This window comes from Xenorhabdus bovienii SS-2004 (genome assembly GCF_000027225.1).
GTDB classification, from domain to species: Bacteria; Pseudomonadota; Gammaproteobacteria; order Enterobacterales; family Enterobacteriaceae; genus Xenorhabdus; species Xenorhabdus bovienii_C.
The window spans coordinates 311,600-337,035 of the sequence record NC_013892.1; the positions used below are offsets into that span (position 1 = coordinate 311,600).

15 protein-coding genes and 1 tRNA gene are annotated in these 25,436 nt (G+C 46.2%); 14 read left to right on the forward strand and 2 right to left on the reverse strand.

Annotated elements, in window-relative coordinates; translation table 11 throughout:
- Positions 1 to 68 precede the first annotated feature (68 nt).
- Positions 69 to 7,223 carry an amino acid adenylation domain-containing protein gene (locus tag XBJ1_RS01345; protein ID WP_012986920.1) on the forward strand — a complete coding sequence of 2,385 codons (7,155 nt, stop codon included), beginning with the start codon at positions 69 to 71 and terminating at the stop codon, positions 7,221 to 7,223.
- The gene (locus XBJ1_RS01350; RefSeq protein WP_012986921.1) at positions 7,210 to 8,391 is read left to right on the forward strand and encodes an FAD-dependent monooxygenase; all 1,182 of its coding nucleotides are present in this window, start codon (positions 7,210 to 7,212) and stop codon (positions 8,389 to 8,391) included. Before XBJ1_RS01345 ends, XBJ1_RS01350 begins: the two co-directional genes overlap by 14 nt.
- Before the next feature lie 215 nt (positions 8,392 to 8,606).
- On the opposite strand, the gene XBJ1_RS01355 is transcribed toward XBJ1_RS01350, so the two are convergent.
- Positions 8,607 to 11,975: an indolepyruvate ferredoxin oxidoreductase family protein gene (locus XBJ1_RS01355; RefSeq protein WP_012986922.1), complete on the reverse strand. Its 3,369-nt coding sequence runs from the start codon at positions 11,973 to 11,975 to the stop codon at positions 8,607 to 8,609.
- 334 nt (positions 11,976 to 12,309) lie between these two features.
- On the opposite strand from XBJ1_RS01355, the gene XBJ1_RS01360 reads away from it, so the two are divergent.
- Positions 12,310 to 12,385 (forward strand) — tRNA-Gly (locus XBJ1_RS01360).
- 328 nt (positions 12,386 to 12,713) lie between these two features.
- A complete protein-coding gene (locus XBJ1_RS21160) occupies positions 12,714 to 12,977 on the forward strand; it encodes a hypothetical protein (RefSeq protein WP_232503298.1) in 264 nt (87 codons plus the stop codon).
- 449 nt (positions 12,978 to 13,426) lie between these two features.
- On the opposite strand, the gene queG is transcribed toward XBJ1_RS21160, so the two are convergent.
- Complete coding sequence (gene queG / locus XBJ1_RS01370; RefSeq protein WP_012986926.1) at positions 13,427 to 14,584, reverse strand: tRNA epoxyqueuosine(34) reductase QueG; 1,158 nt, start codon at positions 14,582 to 14,584, stop codon at positions 13,427 to 13,429.
- A 205-nt stretch (positions 14,585 to 14,789) separates the two neighbouring features.
- Between queG and tsaE the strand changes: the two genes are divergently transcribed.
- The 10 genes from tsaE to XBJ1_RS01415 all read left to right on the forward strand — a co-directional run bounded on the left by tsaE (position 14,790) and on the right by XBJ1_RS01415 (position 25,397).
- Positions 14,790 to 15,254, forward strand: a complete 465-nt coding sequence (gene tsaE / locus XBJ1_RS01375) for a tRNA (adenosine(37)-N6)-threonylcarbamoyltransferase complex ATPase subunit type 1 TsaE (RefSeq protein ID WP_012986927.1) — start codon at positions 14,790 to 14,792, stop codon at positions 15,252 to 15,254.
- 14 nt (positions 15,255 to 15,268) lie between these two features.
- Positions 15,269 to 16,594, forward strand: a complete 1,326-nt coding sequence (gene amiB / locus XBJ1_RS01380) for an N-acetylmuramoyl-L-alanine amidase AmiB (RefSeq protein ID WP_012986928.1) — start codon at positions 15,269 to 15,271, stop codon at positions 16,592 to 16,594.
- Between the two features lie 25 nt (positions 16,595 to 16,619).
- Complete coding sequence (mutL, locus tag XBJ1_RS01385; RefSeq protein WP_012986929.1) at positions 16,620 to 18,563, forward strand: DNA mismatch repair endonuclease MutL; 1,944 nt, start codon at positions 16,620 to 16,622, stop codon at positions 18,561 to 18,563.
- The gene (gene miaA, locus XBJ1_RS01390; protein WP_038198273.1) at positions 18,556 to 19,497 is read left to right on the forward strand and encodes a tRNA (adenosine(37)-N6)-dimethylallyltransferase MiaA; all 942 of its coding nucleotides are present in this window, start codon (positions 18,556 to 18,558) and stop codon (positions 19,495 to 19,497) included. The genes mutL and miaA overlap by 8 nt, the downstream gene beginning before the upstream one ends.
- Before the next feature lie 108 nt (positions 19,498 to 19,605).
- Complete coding sequence (hfq, locus tag XBJ1_RS01395; protein ID WP_012986931.1) at positions 19,606 to 19,908, forward strand: RNA chaperone Hfq; 303 nt, start codon at positions 19,606 to 19,608, stop codon at positions 19,906 to 19,908.
- A gap of 97 nt (positions 19,909 to 20,005) precedes the next feature.
- The gene (gene hflX / locus XBJ1_RS01400) at positions 20,006 to 21,286 is read left to right on the forward strand and encodes a ribosome rescue GTPase HflX (RefSeq protein ID WP_012986932.1); all 1,281 of its coding nucleotides are present in this window, start codon (positions 20,006 to 20,008) and stop codon (positions 21,284 to 21,286) included.
- Between the two features lie 96 nt (positions 21,287 to 21,382).
- Positions 21,383 to 21,514: a hypothetical protein gene (locus XBJ1_RS22720; protein WP_268987512.1), complete on the forward strand. Its 132-nt coding sequence runs from the start codon at positions 21,383 to 21,385 to the stop codon at positions 21,512 to 21,514.
- A gap of 79 nt (positions 21,515 to 21,593) precedes the next feature.
- On the forward strand, positions 21,594 to 22,838 hold the full coding sequence (gene hflK, locus XBJ1_RS01405; protein ID WP_012986933.1) for an FtsH protease activity modulator HflK: 1,245 nt from the start codon (positions 21,594 to 21,596) through the stop codon (positions 22,836 to 22,838).
- Positions 22,839 to 22,840: 2 nt separating this feature from the next.
- The gene (hflC, locus tag XBJ1_RS01410; protein ID WP_012986934.1) at positions 22,841 to 23,851 is read left to right on the forward strand and encodes a protease modulator HflC; all 1,011 of its coding nucleotides are present in this window, start codon (positions 22,841 to 22,843) and stop codon (positions 23,849 to 23,851) included.
- Positions 23,852 to 24,098: 247 nt separating this feature from the next.
- Positions 24,099 to 25,397: an adenylosuccinate synthase gene (locus tag XBJ1_RS01415; RefSeq protein WP_012986935.1), complete on the forward strand. Its 1,299-nt coding sequence runs from the start codon at positions 24,099 to 24,101 to the stop codon at positions 25,395 to 25,397.
- The last annotated feature ends 39 nt before the right edge of the window (positions 25,398 to 25,436 follow it).

Below are 25,436 nucleotides of genomic sequence, written 5' to 3' on the forward strand. Positions count from 1 at the left end.
CCCAGAAATACTCGGTTTGTGTCGTTATTCGTAGAGCTAATGTCATTAGTCTAAATGGAGTTCAAGCTATGAGTATTGCTACCGATATTGGAGAACCGACTTCGTACGAAAGGGATTTATGGGTTGAGGAGCTACATGATCCGCACTGTCATCAGTTCACAGTGGCTCTTAGTGAATTGTTACCCAGGTCTATCGATCTTGTAAATCTGAAGGGGGTTGCTGAACAAGTTCTGGAGTCGGAGCAAGCTTCCCACAAGTCTTTTCACGAGCAAGAGGGACATCTGGTTCTGAAGAAAGCTCCTGTTGTGGTTTGTGCCGAGTTATATGAATTCAAGAATGAAGACGACTTTGCCTTATTCTTCAATGAATGGTCTCGTAAGATTTGGGATCTTTCTGTTTCACCCTTGGTCGAGATTGCGATAGGCCAAACAGATCAAGCTACTATATTAATGGTACGTGCTCATCACATCGTTGCTGACGGTTGGGGTCTGAATCTGTTGTCCAAGAAAATACTAGGTGCTTATGCAGATAATCATTTAGGTCTAAATGAACAACTTAAAGGGGTGAAACGTTACGCGACAAAATATCCAACCCTGCAAGGCAGTAAACTTGATGAGGCAATCCACGACGTCGTCGTGAAAATCGCTGATACTGATCCCGTGTTATTTCCAAAATCTGGAGCGGCTCTTTCGACATCCCCCAGCTATATCAGACCATTCAAAATATCAGCGCACGAAGTTGCTCATGGTATTGAAAATGGTTTTACTCCTTTTTTGGCTGTTTCAACGGCTCTGGCAGTTCTGCTGTCAAATGCATACGGAAGCGAGAAATTTTTCATTGGGGTGCCGTTTCTTAACAGAACCGATGCAGAAATTACGTCAGTCAGTCACCGGGCTAATATTCTTCCCGTGAAAGTCGAGGTATTACCTCAAAATACACTCAGAGCAATTTACTCGCAGATCAAAGATTTTATCGTCTTTCTGAAAGACAAAGAATCGGTTCCGTTAGGGGGTATTATTTCGGCTCTGGCAAGTTCCTCTCGTCAACTTTTTGATGTAACAATGTCCTATCTGCGTTATCCAGAATGGGGGGCAATTGCTGGATTTGAAGAAAAAACCCAGAATATTGCGCACATGCATACTCAGGATGCGATAGCGATTCATCTGTACACTTATGGCAATAATGCAGATGTTTGGGGAGATGTGTGTCTGAATAGCTCAGTATTTGACACTGAGGACTCAGCGAATGCATTCTTAGATACATTCATCCATCTTATCAATAATTTTGGTAATAATGTTGATAAGCATGTGTCGGAAGTCAACCTGCTGACATCTAAGCAAATGGAGCAGCTTCGACAGTATGAGAATGGGCCAACTAAGCAATACAGCGTGAATGAAACCGTTGTTTCGCTCTTTGAGGCTAAAGCTGAACAATTTCCTGAAAATATCGCTCTTCGAGATCAAATTGGCACATCGCTTTCTTATTCTCAATTAAATGCATGGTCATCCACCATTGCCGCTGCTTTAGAAGGACGGGGAATCGGCCAGGGGGATATTGTGGCGGTGTCAGTCGAGCGATCGCCAGAGATGTTGGCTGCAATATTTGGTGTCCTCAAAACTGGGGCGGCATATTTACCCATTGATAGCGACTATCCCGAAGATCGTATTCAATATATGCTTAACGACAGCAACGCCAAGTTAGTCATTTCTAATCTACCCCACGTTATGAAATCTGATGATCCTCGTTTGTTCCGTCTGGACGCTCTGCCAACTGAGCTACCTTCTCATCATCAATACAGAAGCAAAGCTCAGCCTCATGAACCCGCATATGTGATCTATACATCAGGTTCTACTGGCCGCCCCAAGGGTGTCATTGTCGAGCATCACTCAGTGGTTAATCGTTTAGAGTGGATGCAGGAAATACATCCGTTAACCAGTGACGATGTGATCCTCCAGAAAACGTCGATATCATTTGACGTTTCTGTGTGGGAGCTTTTTTGGTGGGCGATGACGGGAGCTTCTGTCGCACTCCTGAAACAAGGTGCACAACGCGATCCCAGAGAATTGATCCAGACAATTTCTACACTCGGGGTAACGGTAGCGCATTTTGTGCCGTCAATGTTTGAACCCTATGTGCAAACTTTGACTGATGATAGACAGTCTCTTTTATCGGTTAGCAGTCTGAAATGCCTATTTACAAGTGGTGAAGCGTTAACCCCTGCTGTCGTGAATAAATACAGGAAGCTTTTCGGTCGCGATACCCGTCCACCAAGGCTAATTAATTTATATGGCCCGACGGAGGCAACGGTTGACGTAACCTACTATGAATTAAATCTGGAACAGGATTCGGATATCAACGCAGTACCAATCGGTTTTCCGATCAACAATACCTCAGTGAGAATAGCCTCATTGCATGGGGTCAGGCAGCCTATAGGTATATCTGGAGAACTACAGATTGGCGGTGTGCAATTAGCGCGAGGTTATTTGAATCGCCCCGAGCTGACGGCAGAACGTTTTATTATCGATCAGAATGACAGTTGCAGTCGCTGGTACCGAACGGGTGATCTCGCGGCTTGGGCTGAAGATGGATCCATCCTTTACCTCGGAAGGATGGATGGCCAAGTGAAGATACGCGGTAATCGCATAGAGCTTGGTGAAATCAAAAACGCCTTACTTAACCTGCCAGAGGTGCTGAACGCGGAGGTTATCGTTGAAGATGATGCTCGGGGAAAACACCTGATTGCAGTCTATGTAGGCCGACAAGACTTGAATGAGCGTGATATTCGCGCAAAGCTTGGGAAGCAGCTTCCTTCCTTCATGGTTCCTGCAAGATTTGTCCGACTGGGGGGCATTCCCCTGACACCTAATGGAAAATTTGATCGCGCCAGTGCTCTCAGAGAGGTCAGTGGAAATAAAGCATCTCCTCAGACAGTAAAACTTGATGAATCCGAAACGATTGTTGCCAAGATATGGGAGAAAGTACTCGGTCGGTCAAACATTGGTGCAGATGACGACTTCTATACGCTTGGTGGCGATTCCATCCTGATGTTGAAAGTGAGATCAGAACTGGAAAGTCACGGGTATGACGTTGGCTTATCCGATCTGGCGCAGTATACGACAGTATGTAGCTTGGGAAATGTCCTCGAAAGTGTGTCACGTGTTCTCAGTAGCCCGAAAGAAGCCCTTCCTCCTTTTGCTCTCATAAGTGCAACCGACCAAAAGATGCTGAGTTCAGTATACGATGATGCTTACCCCGTATCTCAATTACAACTTGGTTTGCTTTTCCATAGTCGTGAGATGGAAGGTGCGAGAACTTATAAAGATGTATTCCGATATACTTTAAAGTCGGCGTGGAATGAAGCCGCATTCAGATCTGCTTTGCAAGGATTGGTTCGTAGGCACCCCGCATTACGCACAGTTTTTAACCTTAGTGACTATCATTTACCCCTTCAGCTAATCAGACCCGAGATTCTAATTGATGATGTTTTATCAATTAAAACGCCTGATGTGGTTGAGTATGAGCATACAGTTCTTGCTCATATGGATAAGTGGTCACGGTATAATTATTCGTTCTTATCGGGACCACTTTTCCACGTAGCGATATTTGCTAATAGTGAATCAAACTATATCGACTTAGTTTTCAGCTTTCATCATGCAATTCTTGATGGAGGAAGCGTTGCAAACCTGATACGTGAGCTTCTTTTGTCCTATTCTCAGGGGAATGATGGCGCTAATCTCGGTTACCCTGAAGACGAATTGCCGAATCCGTCAATTTTTGTCCAAAACGAAATAGAAACCCTTGAAGCAAGTGAGTCTAAGAATTACTGGAAAGAATACCTCTCTGGCGCGACGAATACATTGCCAATAGGCTTGGCTGGATATTCAACTGCTCCAGTGAAACGTATTTTTTCTTATCGTTTCCTAATAGATCCTGTACTTGATGTTGCACTTAATCAGCTGGCAAGAACTATTCGAGTCCCTATAAAGCACCTTTATCTTGCCGCTCATTGCACCACCATTGCGTTAATGAGTGGTAAAGAGGAGATCGTCACGGGTGTAGTGACACATACACGGCCGGAAATTAAGCACTCGGAGCGTATTCTGGGGCTATTTTTGAACACACTTCCTTTGAGAGTTGATATAAAAAATTGGAATTGGCTTCAGGTTGTTGAAGGGCTGTATCGAAATGAAAAAAGAAGTCATAAACATCGGTGTTTTCCCTTAAGCCAAATCCAAGCTGACAATGAATTGCTCTCTGTCCAGACCGCTTTTAACTACGTACATTTTCATATATTGCAGGATATTTCTGCGAAGTCAGGTATTGAAATAGTCGCCTTTGATCCGAAGGAGGAAACAAATTTCGATATTCTGGTAAACGTAATGCGCGATGTTGATGGCGAACGTACGAGTGTTCGGGTGGATCTCAATGGAAGCATTTATGCCAGAGAACAAGGGGCGGTTTTTTCCAGGCTCTTTAATCGTGTGTTAGAGCGAATAGCTTATCAACCAGAATTACCCGTATCCCTCAGCCACTCGATTACTGAAGTTGGGTGCCTTGTGGAAAGGACATCGGATAAGGTATTTATTTCACTTCCAGCCATGATTCGAAATAGCGTTCAACGTGATCCGGATGCAGTTGCCATCACGTATGATAACGTAGAGTGGAGCTATCAGCAGCTATGGGATGCGGCGACAGAGATTGCTTTTTTGCTGAGTGAACGAGGGGTCCATAAACAGGATGTGGTTGGAATTGCATTACCGAGGTCGTTTGAACAAATTGCAACTGTCTTGGCTATTCTGAGGATCGGCGCTATTTGCCTTCCAATCGACTTATCATACCCAGCCAGCCGAATCGAGCTGATATTGAAAATAGCAAATCCGGCCGTAGTTGTAACCGATCATTCTATTACAGAGTTGCCCACAAGTGTGCGCATGCTTTTCCTTGAGCATGATTCAATCGCGGCAACTGCGGAAAGAGACGATGCGACGATAGATTCTGCTGATGCGGCCTACATTCTATTTACTTCCGGCTCAACGGGTACGCCTAAAGGCGTGACGATGCTGCATAGGGGATTGACCAATCTTGTTGGCTGGCAAAATAAAATAAGTAGTGGCGCCAAGGTTACCTCTACACTCCAGTTTTCGCCTTTGAGTTTCGATGTTTCTTTCCAGGAAATACTCTCCACCCTCTCATCAGGTGCCACGTTGCATCTGATTAGCGAGATGGAGCGTCGAGATCCGGTAGCTTTGGTCAGGCATCTTGATCGTAAAGGCGTTGAGCGGATATTCCTTCCGTACATCGCTTTGCAACAACTCGCTGAGACGGCCGTTATGCTGGAATTCTTTCCGAAGAAACTGCGGGTGATTGTCTCGTCCGGAGAGCAGTTGCGTGTCACCAAAGAGATACGGACGCTGGTCGATAATCTACCTGGCGGCATATTGGAAAACCAGTATGGCCCGACCGAGACTCATGTGGTGACAAGTTACACTATGAGCAGTGATCCCAGCCAGTTCCCTGCACTTCCGCCGATTGGTATCCCGATCACGGGTGTAGGCATTGTGATCCTTGACGAGAGTTCAAATGTCGTTCCCGATGGGGTTCCTGGCGAAATCTGTGTGTTCGGAGACGCTTTGGCATCGGGATATTACCGTTCGCCGGAGGAAACCAAGAAAAAGTTTATTGCACACGCCGACGTACCAGGTGGGATGTTTTACCGGACGGGGGATATTGGCATCCGTTCAGCGTGCGGCGAGATTATCAGCCTTGGTCGCAAGGATACACTGGTCAAAGTTCGTGGCTATAGAGTAGAACTCTCTGAAATCGAGTTAAAAATTCTCGAATTCTTTGAAAAAATTAAGAAAAATGTTGAAGTAGCGGTTGTCGCTCGGCCTCGTGACGATCTGGATTCATACTTGATCGCCTATCTGGTGGGTAAGGAAGATGGTATCGCGCTGGAGGAACTGAGGCAGTTTATCGGAGCTGAGTTACCCGCATATATGGTGCCGACACACATTACATGGATAAACGAGCTTCCCAAGACACCGAGTGGCAAGCGTGATGATGCGATGCTCCGGAAACTGGATATACAGCTTGTATCAGAAAAAAATTATCGTGGCCCAGCAGGCGAGTATGAAAGCAGACTTTGCGAGCTGACCGCAGAGCTCCTGAAGATCCCCGAAATAGCCCCTGAGCAGAGTATTTTTGATTGTGGTGCGACTTCTTTGACTGCAATGCGCATAGTGGTTCTTGTTGAGAAACTGTATGGCATTAACGTACCGCTTTCAGCATTTGTTAGCGCACCAACCATTGCGAAACTTGCCATGCTTATTCAAAACGGTGGTGGTCAGTTCAAATTTGACCCACTTGTTCCACTGCGCAAAGCAGGTAACAGCAGGCCACTCTTCCTGGTACATCCTATGGGAGGAAATATTCTGTCATATCTGCGAATGCTTCCGTACCTGCCATCTGATCAGCCACTTTATGCTCTTCAAGCATCGGGTGTGGATGCGGGCTCGTCACCAATAACGACTATTGAGGAGCAGGCTGCTTTTTACATTGAGGCGATCAAGAGAATTCAGCCGACGGGTCCTTATGTGATTGGTGGCTGGTCGTATGGTGGATTTATCGCCTTCGAAATGGCGAATCAGTTAATCCGATCAGGGGAAATGGTCTCTAATATTCTGATTCTTGATACGATGGCTCTGAGCTCACAGGCAAAAGGTCAGGCGAGCGATGATGCTTTGCTTAGTTGGTTCTTCTGGGAATTGCTGTGGACATCGAAGGGATCTTCGTTACCCGTTCATGTTGTTCCTTCCTATATCGAAAGCTTGCAAGAGAAATTCGAGTACATCACTGATCATGCAACCCAGATAGGAGCGATCCCGGAAGGCAGCACAAAAGCAGTCATGCAGCGCCTTTTCGAGGTGTATAGTGCTAATTGGCAAGCCGCGGCTGAATACAACGCACAATGTCCGAATCTTGATGTGACGCTTATTCGCGCAAAGCAGCCTCTTCCTCAGATATTGCAAGAGATGCACAATACTATTCGTAGTGAATATCATGATCCTCTGAATGGCTGGGGTGGCAAGACGTCTGGCCGAGTGAACTTGATTGAAGTGGATGGCGATCATCTGACTATTATGGAAGAACCTTTCGTTGGGCCAATGGTGTCGGCAATTATTACTGAAATTAATAAAGTGAAAGGGGTGAATGCTAATGTCTAGAAAACCTTCTGCGCTCATCGTCGGTACGGGTATCGGTGGGTTGTCATGCGCGATCGCATTGAAAAAAATTGGTTGGTCTGTGCGTCTCTTTGAGAAGACGGACAGTTTACGAGCGACTGGATCGGGTTTATCGGTAATGTCAAACGCCAGTTCGGCGATGAAGAAGCTGCTTGATATCGACCTCGGGTTGAAGAATTATGGTGCTGAAGTTCGAAACTTTGAGATTCGACATAGCTCAGGATTGCTCTTGAAGCGCCTCCCTGTTCAAAAGATCTCTGATGAGCAAGGCACTCCGAGTATTTGCATATCAAGGGAAAACCTCCAGAGAGCGTTGTTGGATCAGCTTGGCGATGCGGATATTAGTTTTGGTAAACGCGTAACTGGCTATAACGAAACGAGTGATGCTGTCCATATCAATTTCGAGGATGGCACTGTTTCATCGGGAGACATTATTGTCGGGGCTGATGGGTTTTATTCTGCAATTCGTGACGCGATCGGAACAGAATCTATTATTCAGGAAGCCGGTTATATTTGCTGGCTCGCCTTAGTTAAATACTCCCATCCCAAAATTACACCCGGCTACGTTGCCCATTATTGGGGGAGAGGGAAGCGTATGGGGATTGTAGATATCGGTGATGGCTGGGTGTATTGGTGGGGAACCGCGAATATGTCGAATGATGACGCCAAAAGATGGAAAGGTACGAATAGGGATGTAGCTGAGTTTTATGCGGGTTGGCCGGATCTTGTTCAAGATATCATTAACTCAACTGACAGTGAATCCATAATCACTGTAGACGCCAAAGATAGAACCTTCCCTGAACATTGGACAAAGGGACGAGTGACTCTTCTCGGTGATGCCGCTCATCCGATGCTAACCAGTCTCGGTCAAGGTGCTGGAATATCTATAGAAGATGCTGCGGTGCTGGGGTACGTGCTTAAAAATACTGAGGACTACCGTGTTGCGCTACGCCGATATGAAGCTATTCGGCAACCGCGTGCCCGTGCAATCGTCAACACCTCGCGATCTTTGAGTGATATTGAACAGCATGACCGATTTTTCCCTTGTTTAGAGCGAGACGTTAGTATGTTGCTGACATCCAAAAAGTCCATGCGTAAACGGCTTCAGGATTCGCTGTTATTTGACGATCTCGCTATTCAAGCGCAATGAATGTGGTAGAAATATCCTTCAATTAACAGGGTGATGTCATGTCAAAAAAAGCATACTGATAATGACGCATCATCTGGATTAAGCTAAACGGCTGTATGAAGACTCGCCAACAGTGGCTTCTATGTTTTCGCAGCCGTTCATTCATTAATAATATGGCAACCGCTTAACCTCACCGTACCCAAAATATTTTTTATCTGTGCTATCACTCTGTTTTTTTATAGCTTTTCCAGTAATGCCTCCTTACGCTCCATCATGTTTTTTATCGCTTTTTGCTTAACATGACCGAAGCCACGGACTTGATCGGGCAGCTCCGCGAGTTGCTGACAGATCGCTAAATTATCGCGGTTCAGTTTTTCTATCAGAAAATCAAGTAATCGCTCATATTCGAGCAGTAAATTTCTTTCCTGTCTGCGCTCTTCCTGATAGCCGAAGATATCGAACATAGTTCCACGAAGTGGCTTACATGCGGCAAGAACGCGGAAGATAGGGATGATCCATGTGCCATATTCTCGTTTTCCTCGCTCGCCTGTACGTGGATCTTTGCGATTGAAAAGGGGCAGGCTGAAGTGAAAGCGAATGTTATCCGTATTATCAAACTGTGAGCGGAGATTTTCGAAAAAGTCGCTTTTGGCATAGAGGCGCGCGACTTCATATTCATCCTTATAAGCCATTAGTTTAAATAAATTTTCAGCGACCGCTTTGGCAATTTCTTCCGCATCAATTTGTTGCGTGACCAGTTGAATCTGAGCAACGCGACTGAGATAACGCTGTGCATATCCTTCATTCTGGTAATCAACCAAAAATTGATATCGATGCATAATAAGATCATCCAGCGTCTTAATGCTTTCTTGCGGCTTGATGTGCAGGCGCTCATTCAGGATATCTGGCTGTACAGCAGCAATGCGACCGATATGGAAAGCGCGTCGTGCACTGTCTGCGGCATTGCCCAGTGCTTGAATAGTATGGTCGATAGCAGAAAGCGTGATTGGAATCTTACCGAGCTGCCATGCATAACCGATTAATACGATATTTGTTTGGTTTCGGTCACCGACCAGATCAGCGGCCATTATTTCGGCATCAATGGAATTTAATGTTTGGCAGTGTTGGTGAAGAGTCGTCATCATTTTGGGATGATCCAGATTCAGGGTGGGAGCCCGAAGCATAGTGCCGATTTGCGTTTCATGAGTATTGAGGACGCATTTCGTTGCACTTTTTGACATCACTGTCAGTGAATTTTGTCCCGTTGCGGCCACTAAATCAGCCGCGATGATGAGATTAGCGCGCCCACGGTCAATTCTGACTTGATGTAGCTTATTCATATCATGGCATAGTCGGACATGGGTGATTGCTTCACCGCCTTTTTGTGCAAAACCCGTAAAATTGAGTAGACTGACGGAATAATTATCTGCTTCGGCCGCAATCGCCAGTAAATTCCCTGCGGTGACGATACCTGTACCACCTACGCCGACGAGCAGGATCTCATAAGGGTTATCGCTAATGATCAGTATTGGCTGGGGTAATTCACGGAGTAATTTGTCTAGATCGCCTTGCGGGATTATTTTACTGAGATCATGGCGTGGATTGGCATTTTCGACGGTGACAAAGCTGGGGCAAAACCCTTTCAGACAGGATAGATCGGAGTTGCAGACGTGTTGATCGATCTTGCGTTTAGTCCCCAGTGAGGTTTTGACCGGGATCACTGCGAGGCAATTTGATTGTACCTGACAGTCACCACACCCCTCACAGACCAACTCGTTAATCACGGCGCGTCGTGTCGCTTTCGGCTCCAGACCCCGCTTTCTCTTACGGCGTAGTTCTGTGGCACAGGCCTGATCGTAGATAATTACGGTTACCCCCGCGATTTCTCGAAAACGTTTCTGCACCTCTTCGAGGTAATCACGTTGATAAAGCGTCACCTTAGCGGTTAGCAGGTTTTTATCCTGATATTTATCAATATCATCCGTAACAATAGCGACTTCTTTGACCCCTTCAGCCAGCATTAAGGCTACAATCTGCGGTATGGTAAGATTACCATCCAGTGGCTGTCCTCCAGTCATGGCCACAGCCTGATTAAATAGCAATTTATAAGTAATGTGATTGCCTGCGGCTATTGATTGGCGAATGGATAAATGGCCGGAATGGAAATAGGTCCCATCGCCTAAATTCTGAAAGAGATGGGGACGGTTAATAAAAGGTGAATGCCCGACCCAGTCGGCACCTTCCCCTCCCATTTGAACAAGACCAAATCCCGTATTACGATCCATCCAAGCCGCCATGACATGACACCCAATACCAATTTGGGCTTGGCTGCCTTCAGGTAAACGGGTTGATGTGCTATGGGGACACCCTGCGCAGAAATAAGGTGTGCGTTTGGGAAGCGTAAGATCGTGTGGTGTTGTTTTAGTTGCCCATTCCAGAGGAACCGAGAGAAACAAATCGAGTTTGTTTAGCCATCCAGAAAGCAGGGGAGTAATCAATGAAGGACGTAACTCAATGTCTGCGGGTAAAAATTGCTGGCCAAGATGATTGTGTTTGCCTATCAGCTTAATATTTTTCTGTGAATTAACCAGATGGCGTGCCAGCAGGATCTCGACAACAGCGTTCTTCTCCTCAATAACAAAAATATCAGTGACCTGTGAAGCAAGATCGCTGAGAAGCGGTGACAGAGGATAGACTAAGCGGACATGGACAAAAGCCACCCCTTGTTTGGCAAGTTGGGAAGGCGTTAAGCCTCCGGCACGTAAGGCTTCCAGCACATCTCGATGCGCTTTGCCAACGGTGACCAGCAGAGCACGCGGATGGGCGCACGGGGCAAGGAGTTGATCGATCGGATTAGCTCTGGCGAAGGCTTCAACGGCTTTAAGTTTATAGGCCAAGCGTTTCTCAATCTGTGGGCCGGGAAGATCCGGCCAACGCCAATGCAGCCCATCTGGGCCAGAATCGATTTCAGGTGTTTTATATTCAGGAAAGGGTTTGCTTTTTCTGATAGCACTACTTTCCACAACTTCACTGATTGCTTTAAACCCGACCCAAGCCCCACTCGCGCGCGATGCCGCCCAGCCCCATAATCCTACATCGTGATAGTCAGAAACAGATGCTGGATGCAAAATCGGCATACTCCAAGCCATTAAAACGAGATCAGATTGATGGGACATGGAGGAGGAGACACAACCGTGGTCATCACCGAGGATTACAAGTACGCCCCCGTGTGGTGAAGAGCCATAAGCGTTGCCATGCCTGAGCGCATCGCCAGAGCGATCCACTCCAGGTCCTTTGCCGTACCACATGCCAAAGACGCCGATAACATTCCGATCAGGATCGGATTCGACTTTTTGAGTACCGATAAGTGCAGTGGCGGCGAGATCTTCGTTGATAGCAGGTTGAAAGCGGATATTGGATTGAGCAAGTTCTTTACCATGCTGCCATAATGCCTGATCTAAACGGGCTAAGGGAGAGCCGCGATATCCAGCAACAAACCCCGCAGTGTTGAGATTATGGCTTTTATCCAGTTCAGCCTGAGCGAGTAAAAGCTCAGCAAGGGCATCAGTACCTGTGACAAATTTAGATGGATAATGTTGAGTCATACACTTGGCCCTTTTTGAGGAGCATTATTGTCTAAGATACGACCAAAACTATCTCTAATCTATTGCCCTAAAATTATTCCGACAAGCACAAATCTTATTAGAGGTTAGTTGTATGTTTAGTGTTAATTTTTAGAATCACAAATGTTTCTAAAATAGATGTGGACTCTCTTTCACGAGTGTTTTTTGAGCGCTTGGCATAAGAGTGGATGCAAAGGACTTGTCATCTTCTTTGAGCAAGTCCATAATAGCGCCTGTTCCTGATATGCAGATATAAAAATAGTATTATTTATCATAAGCATTCAGGCATTTCAGGCTAAATACAGCCATAAGCGACGCGGGAATAGCTCAGTTGGTAGAGCACAACCTTGCCAAGGTTGGGGTCGCGAGTTCGAGTCTCGTTTCCCGCTCCAATATCTTATCTATAAACTTCTACTGATTTCTTGCATGTCTCTGAAATAATAGCCTGACCCATATTTCCTATCTCAACAAAGTTCATCGAAATTTAATAACGATTAATCCTGCTAAGATTAGCAGCTATCTGATGATACCTTCTTATTATCTGGCAAGCCAAGCCTGTCGGAAAAGCGCCAACTATTCCGGCGCTGACGGTCTGGGGCTAATCACCTCTCTGATTTTCATGAAATCCTGATATTTCAGCTAATTGTCTTTGACAAGACCATAAAGAAGCAGGTCAATATTCTGGATATTGGTCACGTTTTTCTGGTCGTTGGTCATTTTATGGCGTACACATATGTACGACCACTGCTCCAGACCGTCTACAAGTTCGATAATAGCTGGATTAATCCACTTTTGTTTGCCTACGGCCTTGCTGGAATAGCGGGGAATTTTCTTTCTGGCAGCGCCGCTACGAAACAACTTCGCTGGACTCTCGTGTTTATCACAATTGGCATAACTGCTGCAGTTCTCCTTTTTTCTCCTTTGGGGGGATCTATCGCAGGGAGTAACTACCTGATCCGTACCATCTATCACTACCATAAATAAATTGTCGATAAAGCACTTGCTATCCAGATACAACAAGTCCATAATGCCGCCTCATTTTTGAATAGGCAGAGGAAAATTTCTTCACCAGCGTCTAGAATGTGTGAGTGGATTCTGGTTTTATTGCTTATTTCTGATTCTTTTCCACTGAAATACAATTACTGTTTTTTATCCACAGTATTTAACCTTACTGCCATATTGACTTGTCTGACGATGCTCTATTTGCTGCACAGAGTTATCCACAGGCGAAATTTCTGTATCTGTATTTTTTGACCCATTATTTAAAATAATAAATCATATTTAACTTATTGATAAATTAAAATAATTTATTTCATTTAAAATGACATTGATTAATATTTAAACTTTATTTGTCTGTTGATCAACAAGGCATTTTTATTTTATTCACAAGGAAATAGACGGGTTTTTTGACAATAAATTCGACTGGTTAATTATTAAGCATCTCTGGGTATTCCTTTGGTAATTGCCCGAATTAATCGCTTCTGCTGTGATGTTTGAACTTCAATCGTATTGGCATTGCGGCGAGTTATTTGTTGATCGATGGCCCAGTGGATATGTTCATCCAGTACTTCACTTAAACCGATTCTTTTTTTCAGTGCCAGCACGATATCATCCTGATAAAGAGCATTACCTAAAGCAACGGAAATATTGCGCAGCCAGCGTAAATAACCAATGCGGCGGATTGCTGATCCTTCCGTAATACGTAGAAACTTTTCTTCGCTCCAACTGAATAAATCAAGTAATTTTGGCGTGTGCAGGGCAGCACGAGGGCTGAAATCTACTTCATCCGTTAATTGTGAAAAACGATTCCATGGGCAAATAAGCTGGCAATCGTCACAACCATAAATCCGGTTGCCCATTAACGGGCGCAATTCTTCAGGGATCACACCATCCAATTCAATGGTCAGGTAAGAAATACAGCGTCGGGCATCAATGGTATAAGGCTCAACAATGGCACCTGTTGGGCAGGTCGTCATACAGGCAACGCAACGCCCGCATTGCTCCTCTTGTGGGGCATCTATGGGAAGGGGAAGGTTAATCAACAATTCTCCGAGGAAAAACCATGAACCCGATTCTCGATTTAATATAAGTGAGTGTTTACCAACCCAGCCGAGACCAGCCTTGGCCGCCAAGGGACGCTCCATGATCGGGGCAGAATCGACAAAAGGCCGAAAATTCAGAGTTCCCTGATATTCATGAGCACTGCAATAGTCTTGAATCTGTTCACCGAGTTTTTTGAGTCGCTGACGCAATAGCTTGTGGTAGTCTCTGCCCAGCGAATAGCGGCTGACATAACCTAATTCAGGATTATTCAGTGTACTGGCAAAAGCTGCTTTGGCTGGCAGGTAATTCATGCGTACGCTGATGACCCGCAAGGTGTCAGGTAGTAGTTCATGGGGACGGGCGCGCATCATACCGTGACGAGCCATCCAATCCATTTCACCGTGGTATTGCTTATCAAGCCATTCCTGTAGTTTGGGTTCTTCTGCGGATAAATCGGTGTCACAGATACCGACTTGTTGAAAGCCAAGGGAAAGGCTCCATTGTTTGATGTTTGTTGCCAGAAGATTCAGATCAAGAGGGGTTGCCATTGAATATCAAATTACTGCTGCAAAGGGGACGTAGTTTAGCACACAGCGGATTGAATACAAAAAGTGCGGTACGTGGCAGTACGGCGGAGCAGAAGATGTTAAATGATAATGGCTGAGTTATGTTATGGTTATTGGTTAAACTATTTAACTGATAAACCTAAATCTCATTAGGCTCTAATTCAATAAATAAAATAGATACTTTTCGATGAAAGAACTCGTTTTATTACTTCCAAATGAAAATGCCACGGTTGCATTGGGCAATGCAGTGGCGGCAACCGGCGATCGCGGCTATGTTATTTATTTATATGGCGATCTGGGTGCCGGAAAAACGACATTCAGTCGTGGCTTCCTACAGGCGCTTGGCCATCAGGGGCATGTGAAGAGTCCGACTTATACGCTGGTTGAACCTTATGCTTTGCTACCGCGGCCTGTCTATCATTTTGATCTTTACCGTCTGTCTGATCCTGAAGAACTGGAATTTATGGGCATTCGTGATTATTTCCATCAGGATGCTATTTGTCTGGTGGAATGGCCTCAACAGGGTGCAGGGTTTTTACCTGATGCCGATATTGAGCTGCATTTGAGCTATGACAGCGAAGGGCGGCGCGCGCGTTTTGTCGCGTTATCTGAATATGGTGAAAATCTGCTGGATAATCTGAAGTCCTTATGAAGGAATACCCGACCATGATGAATGCTTTCTTTGTGAAAGTAATAAAGAAATGGCAAGCCCATTGGGTGATGTCCTGTGTATTGTTTGTCATGTTGAGTCAACTGATCATGATGACGGCGACAGCGGCTACGTTGTCGAATATTCATGTGAATAATAGCCCATCTGAAGCTACCGTAACGTTGGGATTCACTGGCGGGCATCCTGATTATCGGTTTTTCCCTCTGCATGCTCCTGAGCGGTTGGTGGTGGATATTCGTCAGTCTGGTCATGTCATGGGACTGCCGATGCGTTTATCAGGCCAGAATCTGGTGAAAGTGATTCGAACCAGTCAGTCCCCTGATGCACAGCATAAGCGGCTTGTATTGGAATTGGCACATCAGGCTACCGCGACTTCTTCGGTGAAAGAATCCGCCAGTGAATATCAGGTGATGTTTACGTTGAAAACTAATAGTGCAACGGCTAAAAGTACAACGAATAGCACCTCAATGCTCAAGGGAAATACTTCATTACATGAAAGTAAGCAGTTATTAGCTAATAATGCTCAGTCACCGAAGCAGGAGATAAAGCAAACTCCGGCTCATCATGACCAAGGAGTGAAAAAGCAGGCAACTAAGGCAGCACAGGGAAAATATCCGATTGTGATTGCCATTGACGCAGGGCATGGTGGGACAGACCCAGGAGCCATCGGGCAAGGGGGATTGAAGGAAAAGAACGTGACCATCAGCGTTGCACGCAAGCTGGAAGTACTTTTACACAATGATCCCATGTTCAAGCCTGTTTTGACGAGGGGTGGCGATTATTTCATCTCAGTTGCCGGACGGTCTGAGGTCGCCCGTAAGCACAAAGCCAATATGCTGGTGTCTATCCATGCGGATGCAGCACCTAACCGCAGCGCCAGAGGGGCTTCTGTTTGGGTACTATCCAACCGTCGCGCAAACAGTGAATTGGGGAATTGGCTGGAGCAGCACGAGAAACAATCGGAATTGTTGGGCGGTGCGGGAGATGTTCTATCCAATGGTATTAATCCGCTATTGAGTCAGGCTGTGTTAGATTTGCAGTTTGGTCATTCCCAGAGAGTGGGCTATGACGTTGCTGTTCAAGTATTGAGCCAGTTATCTCACATTGGCTCTTTGCATAAGCGTAGACCAGAACATGCAAGCCTGGGTGTATTACGTTCCCCGGATATTCCTTCCATCTTGGTGGAAACGGGTTTTATTAGTCATTTATCGGAAGAAGAACTGCTGGGATCTAACGATTATCAGGCGAGACTGGCACAAGCCATTCACTTTGGGCTGCGCCACTATTTTCAGGCTAACCCGTTGCAGACTTCTCCAATGTAATACTAAACCGTAAAGAAGGTTGAATATGGCTATCAGGATTTTACCCCCACAATTAGCAAATCAGATTGCTGCTGGTGAAGTGGTTGAGCGCCCTGCATCGGTGGTGAAAGAATTGGTGGAAAACAGCCTTGATGCCGGCGCTACCCGCATTGATATTGAGATTGAACGCGGTGGCGCGAAATTAATCCGCATTCGTGATAACGGCTGTGGGATAGACCAGCAGGATCTGACATTAGCACTGGCACGTCATGCCACCAGTAAAATCGCTTCGCTTGATGATTTGGAGGCGATTGTCAGTATGGGATTCCGTGGGGAAGCACTGGCCAGTATCAGCTCGGTTTCACGATTGACTCTGACTTCCCGTACTGAAAGCCAGACAGAAGCGTGGCAGGCTTACGCCGAAGGCCGTGATATGGAAGTCACCGTAAAACCCGCAGCTCATCCCGTCGGTACGACGGTTGAAGTATTGGATCTGTTTTATAATACGCCAGCACGTCGCAAATTCCTGAGAACAGAAAAAACCGAATTCGGGCATCTTGATGAAGTGGTGCGCAGGATAGCTCTGGCACGGTTGGATGTGGCGATCAACCTGCATCACAACGGCAAATTGGTTCGTCAGTATCGTCCAGCGAAAGAAGAATCTCAGCATGAGCGACGTTTGGCGGCCATTTGCGGAATGGCGTTTGTGCAGCAGGCTCTTGCGCTGTCGTGGCAGCATGATTCCTTGTCTATTAAAGGATGGGTTGCTGATCCCATGAGTGATACTGTCGGGGGCGATATTCAGTATTGTTATGTCAATGGACGTATGATGCGGGATCGGCTGATTAATCATGCTATCCGTCAGGCCTATCAAGATTTGCTTCAGGGAGAGAAGCAGCCTGCTTATGTATTGTATCTGGAGATTGATCCGCATCAGGTTGATGTCAATGTGCATCCAGCGAAGCATGAGGTACGCTTCCATCAGGCACGTCTGGTACATGATTTTATTTATCAGGGTGTGGCAGCAGTATTGAAACAAAGGGGGAAAGGAGCTGAACTGGCGCTTGGTTGTGAGGAGCCGGCTGCCAGTTGGGTGCCGGAAAACCGTCTTTCTGCGGGAGAGAACCATTTTCTCCAGCAAAATACGGCTTCACTGAAGGCATCACCGCCTTCCCGCGCCGCGGCTGCCCCCTCGGTTTCATCTGGAGGGCATGACAAAGAACAGCCTCAGCTTGATCGCCCGCATTCTGGCAATGATACGCGGCAACTTCATCATGGGGAAAATTACCAGAAGAAACAGGGCGAGTTGTACCAGAAAATGATGCAATCTGCACCAGAGGAGAAACGGCCGCTGTTTCCTGAAAGAGCTGTCTCCGTGAGGGAAAAAGCCGCTCCGATTCCTGTTGGTGCCGCACTTTTGCAGGGAAAAAACATTAGTTACAGTTTTGGCAAGGTATTGAGCATCCATGCTGCCAGTTATGCCTTGATTGAGTCTCCGTTGGGGATTGGGCTACTGTCTTTGCCAGTTGCTGAACGCTGGCTGAAACAGGTGCAGTTGACGCCAGGGGAGCTGGGGCTTAAATCGCAGCCGCTACTGATCCCGCTGAAACTGTCTCTCAGTCAGGCAGAAATCGACGCTTTAAAGCAGAATAGTGAGCTATTGAAGACTTTCGGTATTGAATCTACAGTCGCACATGGAAAAGTAACTATTCATGCGGTATCGTTGCCACTGCGTCAACAGAACCTGCCGAAACTCCTGCCGGAGCTGTTGAACTATCTAGTGGAACAACCCTCGGCCTGTGCTGAACAGGTAGCGATTTGGCTCTCCCGTCACGTTGGGAGCGAACATGAAACGTGGAACATTGCGCAAGCCGTCCAGCTTTTAGCTGACGTCGAGCGTCTTTGCCCTCAATTGGTGGAATCCCCGCCAGAGGGCTTATTACAGTTAATTGATTTACAAGCAGTGGTGGCACTTCTCAATCATGAGTGATTTAAAAACTCAACATCTACCGACAGCCATTTTCATCATGGGGCCGACAGCTTCAGGAAAAACGGCGTTATCGATCGCCTTACATCAGCATCTTCCTGTTGAATTAATCAGTGTTGATTCTGCGTTGATTTATCGTGAAATGAATATTGGTACTGCAAAACCTACCGCAGCAGAGCAGGCACAGGCGCCTCATCGTCTGGTTGACATTCTCGATCCGGCTGAAATTTATTCCGCTGCTGATTTTCGCCGTGATGCTCTGAAAGAAATGGCGGATATCACGGCTGCTGGGAGAATTCCCCTCCTAGTTGGCGGAACCATGCTATATTTCAAAGCATTGCTGGAAGGATTATCGCCTTTACCCTCTTCTAATCTTGAGATCCGGGCGCAGATCGAGCAACAGGCGGCCAAACATGGGTGGGAAGCCTTGCATCGGCAATTGCAGGAAATTGACTCCGTTGCAGCAGCAAGAATTCACCCAAATGATCCACAACGTCTCACTCGTGCACTGGAAGTTTTTCGAATTTCGGGTAAAACTCTAACTGCATTGACTGAAATGTCTGGAGAAATATTGCCTTATCGTGTTCATCAATTTGCGATCGCACCTGCAAGCCGTGAAATTTTGCATCAGCGCATCGCCGCCCGTTTTGAACAAATGATCAAATCAGGGTTTGAAGATGAAGTAAAAGCACTTTATGCTCGTAGTGATTTGCATACAGATTTACCTTCCATTCGTTGTGTTGGTTATCGTCAAATGTGGTCTTACCTTTCAGGCGAAATCTCTCATGATGAGATGGTTTATCGTGGCATCTGTGCGACACGCCAGCTAGCGAAGCGCCAGATCACGTGGCTAAGAGGCTGGGACAATGTGACTTGGTTGGACAGTGACCAACCTGAACAGGCATTGAATACAGTGATGCAGGTTATTAGTACATAAATTCATTGATTGTGTACAATTGATCAGTACAAAGCGTTATTTTTGAGTAGTTACTTTTTCGAACCAACAGGTTCTTAGTTAAGAACAACAAAATAAGGAAAATATAGAATGGCTAAGGGGCAATCTTTGCAAGATCCATTCCTGAACGCGTTACGGCGTGAAAGGGTCCCGGTTTCTATTTATTTGGTCAACGGCATCAAATTACAGGGTCAGATTGAATCTTTTGACCAATTTGTCATTTTACTGAAAAACACGGTCAGTCAGATGGTTTATAAACATGCCATTTCAACTGTTGTGCCTTCCCGTCCTGTGTCTCACCACGGCAATAATCCGAACGTGACGACTGGCGTTGGAAATTATCATGCTGGCGTTAACCCAGCAGCACCACAGGAAAGTGATGGCGCTGAATAAATCAGTGTCCGTGCCTGACGTAAATAAAAACATAGGTAGGGAGACTTTACCTATGTTTTTTCCTATGGATTTCTACTTAGCCTGAGGGGTTGCACCGTTGTTTGATCGTTATGAAGGCGGAGAATTAGCCGTTCTGGTGCATGTTTTTTTCTCACAGGAAAAAGATACGGAAAATCTCAGTGAATTCGAATCATTGGTGACTTCCGCTGGTGTTTCTCCTGTGCAGATTGTGACGGGAAGCAGAAAGGCGCCCAATCCGAAATATTTTGTCGGAGAAGGCAAGGCAGAGGAAATTGCTGAGGCTGTCAAGAACAGCGGTGCTGATGTGGTCTTGTTCAACCATGCACTAAGCCCTGCCCAGGAACGTAATCTTGAACGTCTTTGCCAATGTCGTGTCGTTGATCGCACGGGTGTGATCTTGGATATTTTTGCCCAACGGGCAAGAACGCACGAAGGTAAGTTGCAAGTCGAGTTGGCACAATTACGTCATTTATCTACCCGTCTGGTACGGGGCTGGACTCACCTTGAACGTCAGAAGGGGGGGATCGGTCTGCGTGGCCCAGGGGAAACTCAGCTAGAAACTGACCGCCGCTTGCTGCGTGACAAAATCAAGCAGATTCTGGGGCGTCTCGGCAAAGTTGAAAAACAGCGCGAGCAGGGGCGTCAGGCACGTAATAAAGCTGATATTCCCACTGTTTCTCTTGTGGGTTATACCAATGCGGGAAAATCTAGTTTATTCAACCGGATAACTTCGGCTGAGGTGTATACTGCCGATCAACTTTTTGCTACCCTCGATCCCACTTTGCGCCGGATAGACGTAAATGACGTCGGTACAGTTGTTTTGGCGGATACCGTGGGTTTTATTCGCCACTTACCTCATGATTTGGTTGCGGCGTTTAAAGCTACTTTGCAGGAAACTCGGCAGGCAAGATTGCTGTTGCATGTTGTGGATGCGGCAGACAGCCGTTTGGATGAAAACATTGTTGCAGTGGACAGTGTTCTGGAAGAAATTGAAGCCAATGAGATCCCTTCCTTGTTGGTGATGAATAAAATTGACATGTTGGAAGATTTTGTTCCACGCATTGATCGCGATGAGGAAAACCGCCCGATAAGGGTCTGGTTATCCGCACAAACTGGAGCAGGTATCCCTCTGTTATTTCAGGTGTTGACCGAATGTCTTTCAGGTGAAATCGCACACTATGAATTGCATCTGCCGCCTGAGGCAGGGCGTTTGCGCAGTCGTTTTTACCAGCTTCAGGCCATTGAGCGTGAATGGATAGAAGACGGTGGTCAAATTGGTATTGAAGTCAGGATGCCGATGGTTGATTGGCGCCGACTATGTAAACAAGAATTGAATTTACTTGACTATGTTGTCTGATTGATTGGCTCAGGAAGACAAACAAGGTATCATTTTGTCAGCCATTTCAAGGCGTTTATAGTCGTGTAGTAGCTGTAATGGGATGGCGGTGATGAAATGACTGTGACAGAATCAGTACTGTCAGAAGCATCACCCAAAAATATTGGTTGCTTACAAAACGACGAAATTTGTCGTTTCTGCCCACAGAGGCCGCTGTCAGACCTGTCAGGGACAGGCAATGGCCTGTGAAGTGGGAAGCCTCATCCGTTAGGGTGGAGAGCAGTCACCTCTGAAAAACCAGTGAAAAACTAAAAAGTGGAGCTAAAACATGGCGTGGAATCAGCCCGGTAATAACGGACAGGACCGCGACCCGTGGGGAAGCAGCAATAATAATGGCGGCAACTCCGGCGGCAACAATAAAGGTGGTCGAAACCGTGGGGCAACTAATCTCGACGATCTATTCCGTAAGCTGAGTGAAAAACTCGGTGGTTTCGGTGGAAAAAAAGGTGGAAATGGTTCTGAGCAGGGTCCTAAATTTGGTGGACGTATTATTGGTCTTGCCGTTGCTGCTGCCGTTGCTGTCTGGGTTGTAAGTGGGTTCTATACTATCAAAGAAACAGAGCGTGGCGTTGTTATCCGATTGGGTAAATTTAGCCATGTTGTGCAGCCTGGCTTGAACTGGAAAATGACGTTTATCGATCGAGTCCGAGCCGTTAACGTCGAATCTGTTCGCGAACTGGCGACATCGGGTGTCATGCTGACATCGGATGAAAACGTAGTGCGTGCTGAAATGAACGTACAGTATCGTGTGACCGACCCTGCGGCTTATCTTTTCAATGTCACCAGCCCGGACAACAGCCTGAGCCAAGCGACTGACAGCGCAGTGCGTGGTGTTGTAGGCAAATACACCATGGAAAAAATCCTGACGGCAGATCGTACCATCGTGCGTAACGATACCCAGAAAGTACTGGAAGAAACCATTCGTCCATACAACATGGGGATCACGCTGCTTGATGTTAACTTCCAAACTGCCCGTCCACCAGAAGAGGTGCAAGTGGCATTCGATGATGTTATCGCAGCGCGTGAGGAAGAGCAAAAAACCATTCGTGAAGCTGAATCCTACAAAAATGCTGTCTTGCCTATGGCTAAGGGTGATGCTCAACGCATGATTGAAGATGCCAGAGCCTATAAAGTCAGTGTGGTATTGAATGCTCAGGGTGAAGTGGCAAGTTTTGCCAAAATTCTGCCTGAGTATAAAGCTGCACCGGAAATTACCCGTGAGCGTCTTTACATTGAAACGATGGAGTATGTTCTGAGTAATACCCGTAAGGTCATTGCAAACGAAAAGAGCAATAACATGCTGGTACTGCCATTGGATCAGGTTTTTCGTAAACAAGCTGAAGTACCGAAAACGCAGTCATCAGATGCCAAAGTAGCGCCAGAGAAGAGCGGCTCTACACATTTTGCACCTGAACAAGGACAAACAGGTTATAACAACTCCAGTAATAATCATTCTAGCTATGGCAATCCCAGTAGCCTGCGTGGTGAGACGCCAAGACAAGGGAGACCATAATCATGCGTAAGTCATTCGTCTTTGCTATTGCCATTATATTGGTTGTGTTGTATACGTCGATATTCATCGTGTACGAAGGTCAGCGCGGTATTGTACTGCGTTTTGGTAAGGTTGCGCGTGATGCGGAAAATAAACCACTGGTTTATCAGCCTGGTCTGCATTTTAAAATTCCATTTATTGAGACAGTCAAAACACTTGATGCCCGTATCCAGACTATGGATATCAAAGCTGACCGTTTCCTGACGCGTGAAAATAAAGACCTGATTGTTGATTCTTACCTGAAATGGCGGATTAAAGATTTCAGCAGATATTATCTGGCGACAGGTAATGGAGAAATTGCTCAGGCTGAACTGCTGCTAAAGCGTAAATTCAGTGACCGTTTGCGTTCTGAAATCGGTCGTTTGGATGTGCGTGGTATTGTGACGGATTCCCGTGGCCGTTTAACTACCGATGTGCGTAATTCCTTGAACTTGGGAACAAATGATGGTGGCACGGCAGAAACAGCGGATAATCCTGTTGCTTCGGCTGCGGCTAATGTCGGGCAGGAAACGAAAGACAAACAACCCATTCTGAACCAGAATAGTATGGCCGAGCTGGGCATTGAGGTTGTGGATGTGCGTATCAAACAGATTAACTTGCCACAGGAAATTTCAGAAGCAATTTATCAGCGTATGCGTGCAGATCGTGAAGCTGAGGCACGTCTCCTGCGCTCACAAGGTCTGGAAGAAGCTGAAAAGATCCGTGCAGTAGCAGATAAAACAGCAACTGAAATTAAAGCTAAGTCGAATAGAGAGGCACTTATCCTGCGTGGGGAAGGTGATGCGGAAGCGGCCAAGCTGTTTGCCGATGCGTTCAACAAAGATCCTGAATTCTATGCGTTCATTCGTAGCCTGCGTGCTTATGAGAAGAGCTTCAAGAATGATGGCAATAACATTATGGTACTCAGCCCAGATAGCGATTTCTTCCGTTATATGAAAGCGCCATTTAAGCAGCACAGTAATACCAATGACTGAGTCGTTCAGATAGGCGAATTGCCTTATTAATGAACAAAAAGAAATCTAACGCGGCGGAATGAATAACCGCTGCCTAAGCCACTGTAAGAAAACTTGCAGTGGCTTTTTTGTTACTAGCATCATTACGAATGCTTACTTAACAGCCCGTTAATATGACGAAACGAAATAACAGAAGTGAGAAAAAATACTGAAAGGTGCTAAATGAGATGGTAGAATCCATTTTTAAGCAACCGAGTGAACTTTTGAAATGGGTAAGAACGTTGTCGTATTGGGCACCCAATGGGGTGACGAGGGCAAGGGTAAAATCGTCGACTTGCTGACTGAACGAGCTAAGTACGTGGTTCGTTATCAGGGGGGCCACAATGCGGGCCATACACTAGTCATCAACGGTGAAAAAACCGTTCTCCACTTAATCCCATCCGGGATCTTGCGTGAAAATGTCATTAGCATTATCGCAAATGGGGTCGTTTTAGCACCAGATGCTTTGATGAAAGAAATGAATGCGCTTGAATCACGTGGGATTCCTGTACGTGAACGCCTGCTTATTTCTGAAGCCTGTCCGTTGATCCTGCCTTATCATGTTGCACTGGACAATGCCCGCGAGAAAGCGCGTGGTGCCAAGGCAATTGGTACAACTGGCCGTGGTATCGGGCCTGCATACGAAGATAAAGTAGCACGCCGTGGCCTGCGTGTAGGCGATTTGTTTGATAAAGAAACTTTCGCGGTCAAACTGCAAGAAATCATCGAGTATCACAACTTCCAACTGGTTAACTACTACAACGAGCCTGCTGTTGATTATCAGAAAACACTGGATGATATTCTGGCTGTTGCGGATATCCTGACAAACATGGTAGTTGACGTTTCTGATCTGCTCTATAAAGCAACTCAGAAAGGTGAACTGGTGATGTTCGAAGGTGCACAGGGTACGTTGTTGGATATCGACCACGGTACCTATCCTTATGTGACTTCTTCTAATACCACAGCAGGTGGCGTCGCAACAGGTTCTGGTCTGGGGCCACGCTACGTTGACTATGTTCTGGGTATTATCAAAGCCTACTCTACCCGTGTTGGTGCAGGTCCATTCCCAACTGAACTGTTTGATGAAACCGGCGAGTACCTGCGTCAGAAAGGGCAGGAATTTGGTGCGACAACTGGTCGTAGCCGTCGTACCGGCTGGCTGGATATCGTTGCCATTCGTCGTGCGATCCAAATCAACTCCTTGTCTGGTTTCTGCATGACCAAGCTGGATGTGCTTGATGGTCTGAAAGAAGTGAAAGTCTGTATTGGTTATCGTATGCCTGATGGCAGCGTGATTGACACTACACCATTGGCAGCAGAAAACTGGGAAGGTCTTGAAGCAGTGTATGAAACTCTGCCAGGTTGGGATGAAAGCACTTTTGGCGTGAAAGATCACAGCCTGCTGCCAGAAGCAGCACTGAGCTACATCAAGCGTGTTGAAGAACTGACCGGCGTTCCTGTTGATATTATTTCTACTGGTCCAGATCGTGCTGAAACCATGATCCTGCGTGATCCATTTGATGCTTGATTGCTAGTTTAATCTTTTAAGCATGTATAACCGGGCCTT

Coding starts and splice junctions, on each gene's coding strand:
- XBJ1_RS01345 (WP_012986920.1), top strand. CDS start 69: ATGAGTATTGCTACCGATATTGGAGAACCGACTTCGTACGAAAGGGAT.
- XBJ1_RS01350 (WP_012986921.1), top strand. CDS start 7,210: ATGCTAATGTCTAGAAAACCTTCTGCGCTCATCGTCGGTACGGGTATC.
- XBJ1_RS01355 (WP_012986922.1), bottom strand. CDS start 11,975: ATGACTCAACATTATCCATCTAAATTTGTCACAGGTACTGATGCCCTT.
- XBJ1_RS21160 (WP_232503298.1), top strand. CDS start 12,714: ATGGCGTACACATATGTACGACCACTGCTCCAGACCGTCTACAAGTTC.
- queG (WP_012986926.1), bottom strand. CDS start 14,584: ATGGCAACCCCTCTTGATCTGAATCTTCTGGCAACAAACATCAAACAA.
- tsaE (WP_012986927.1), top strand. CDS start 14,790: ATGAAAGAACTCGTTTTATTACTTCCAAATGAAAATGCCACGGTTGCA.
- amiB (WP_012986928.1), top strand. CDS start 15,269: ATGATGAATGCTTTCTTTGTGAAAGTAATAAAGAAATGGCAAGCCCAT.
- mutL (WP_012986929.1), top strand. CDS start 16,620: ATGGCTATCAGGATTTTACCCCCACAATTAGCAAATCAGATTGCTGCT.
- miaA (WP_038198273.1), top strand. CDS start 18,556: ATGAGTGATTTAAAAACTCAACATCTACCGACAGCCATTTTCATCATG.
- hfq (WP_012986931.1), top strand. CDS start 19,606: ATGGCTAAGGGGCAATCTTTGCAAGATCCATTCCTGAACGCGTTACGG.
- XBJ1_RS22720 (WP_268987512.1), top strand. CDS start 21,383: ATGACTGTGACAGAATCAGTACTGTCAGAAGCATCACCCAAAAATATT.
- hflK (WP_012986933.1), top strand. CDS start 21,594: ATGGCGTGGAATCAGCCCGGTAATAACGGACAGGACCGCGACCCGTGG.
- hflC (WP_012986934.1), top strand. CDS start 22,841: ATGCGTAAGTCATTCGTCTTTGCTATTGCCATTATATTGGTTGTGTTG.
- XBJ1_RS01415 (WP_012986935.1), top strand. CDS start 24,099: ATGGGTAAGAACGTTGTCGTATTGGGCACCCAATGGGGTGACGAGGGC.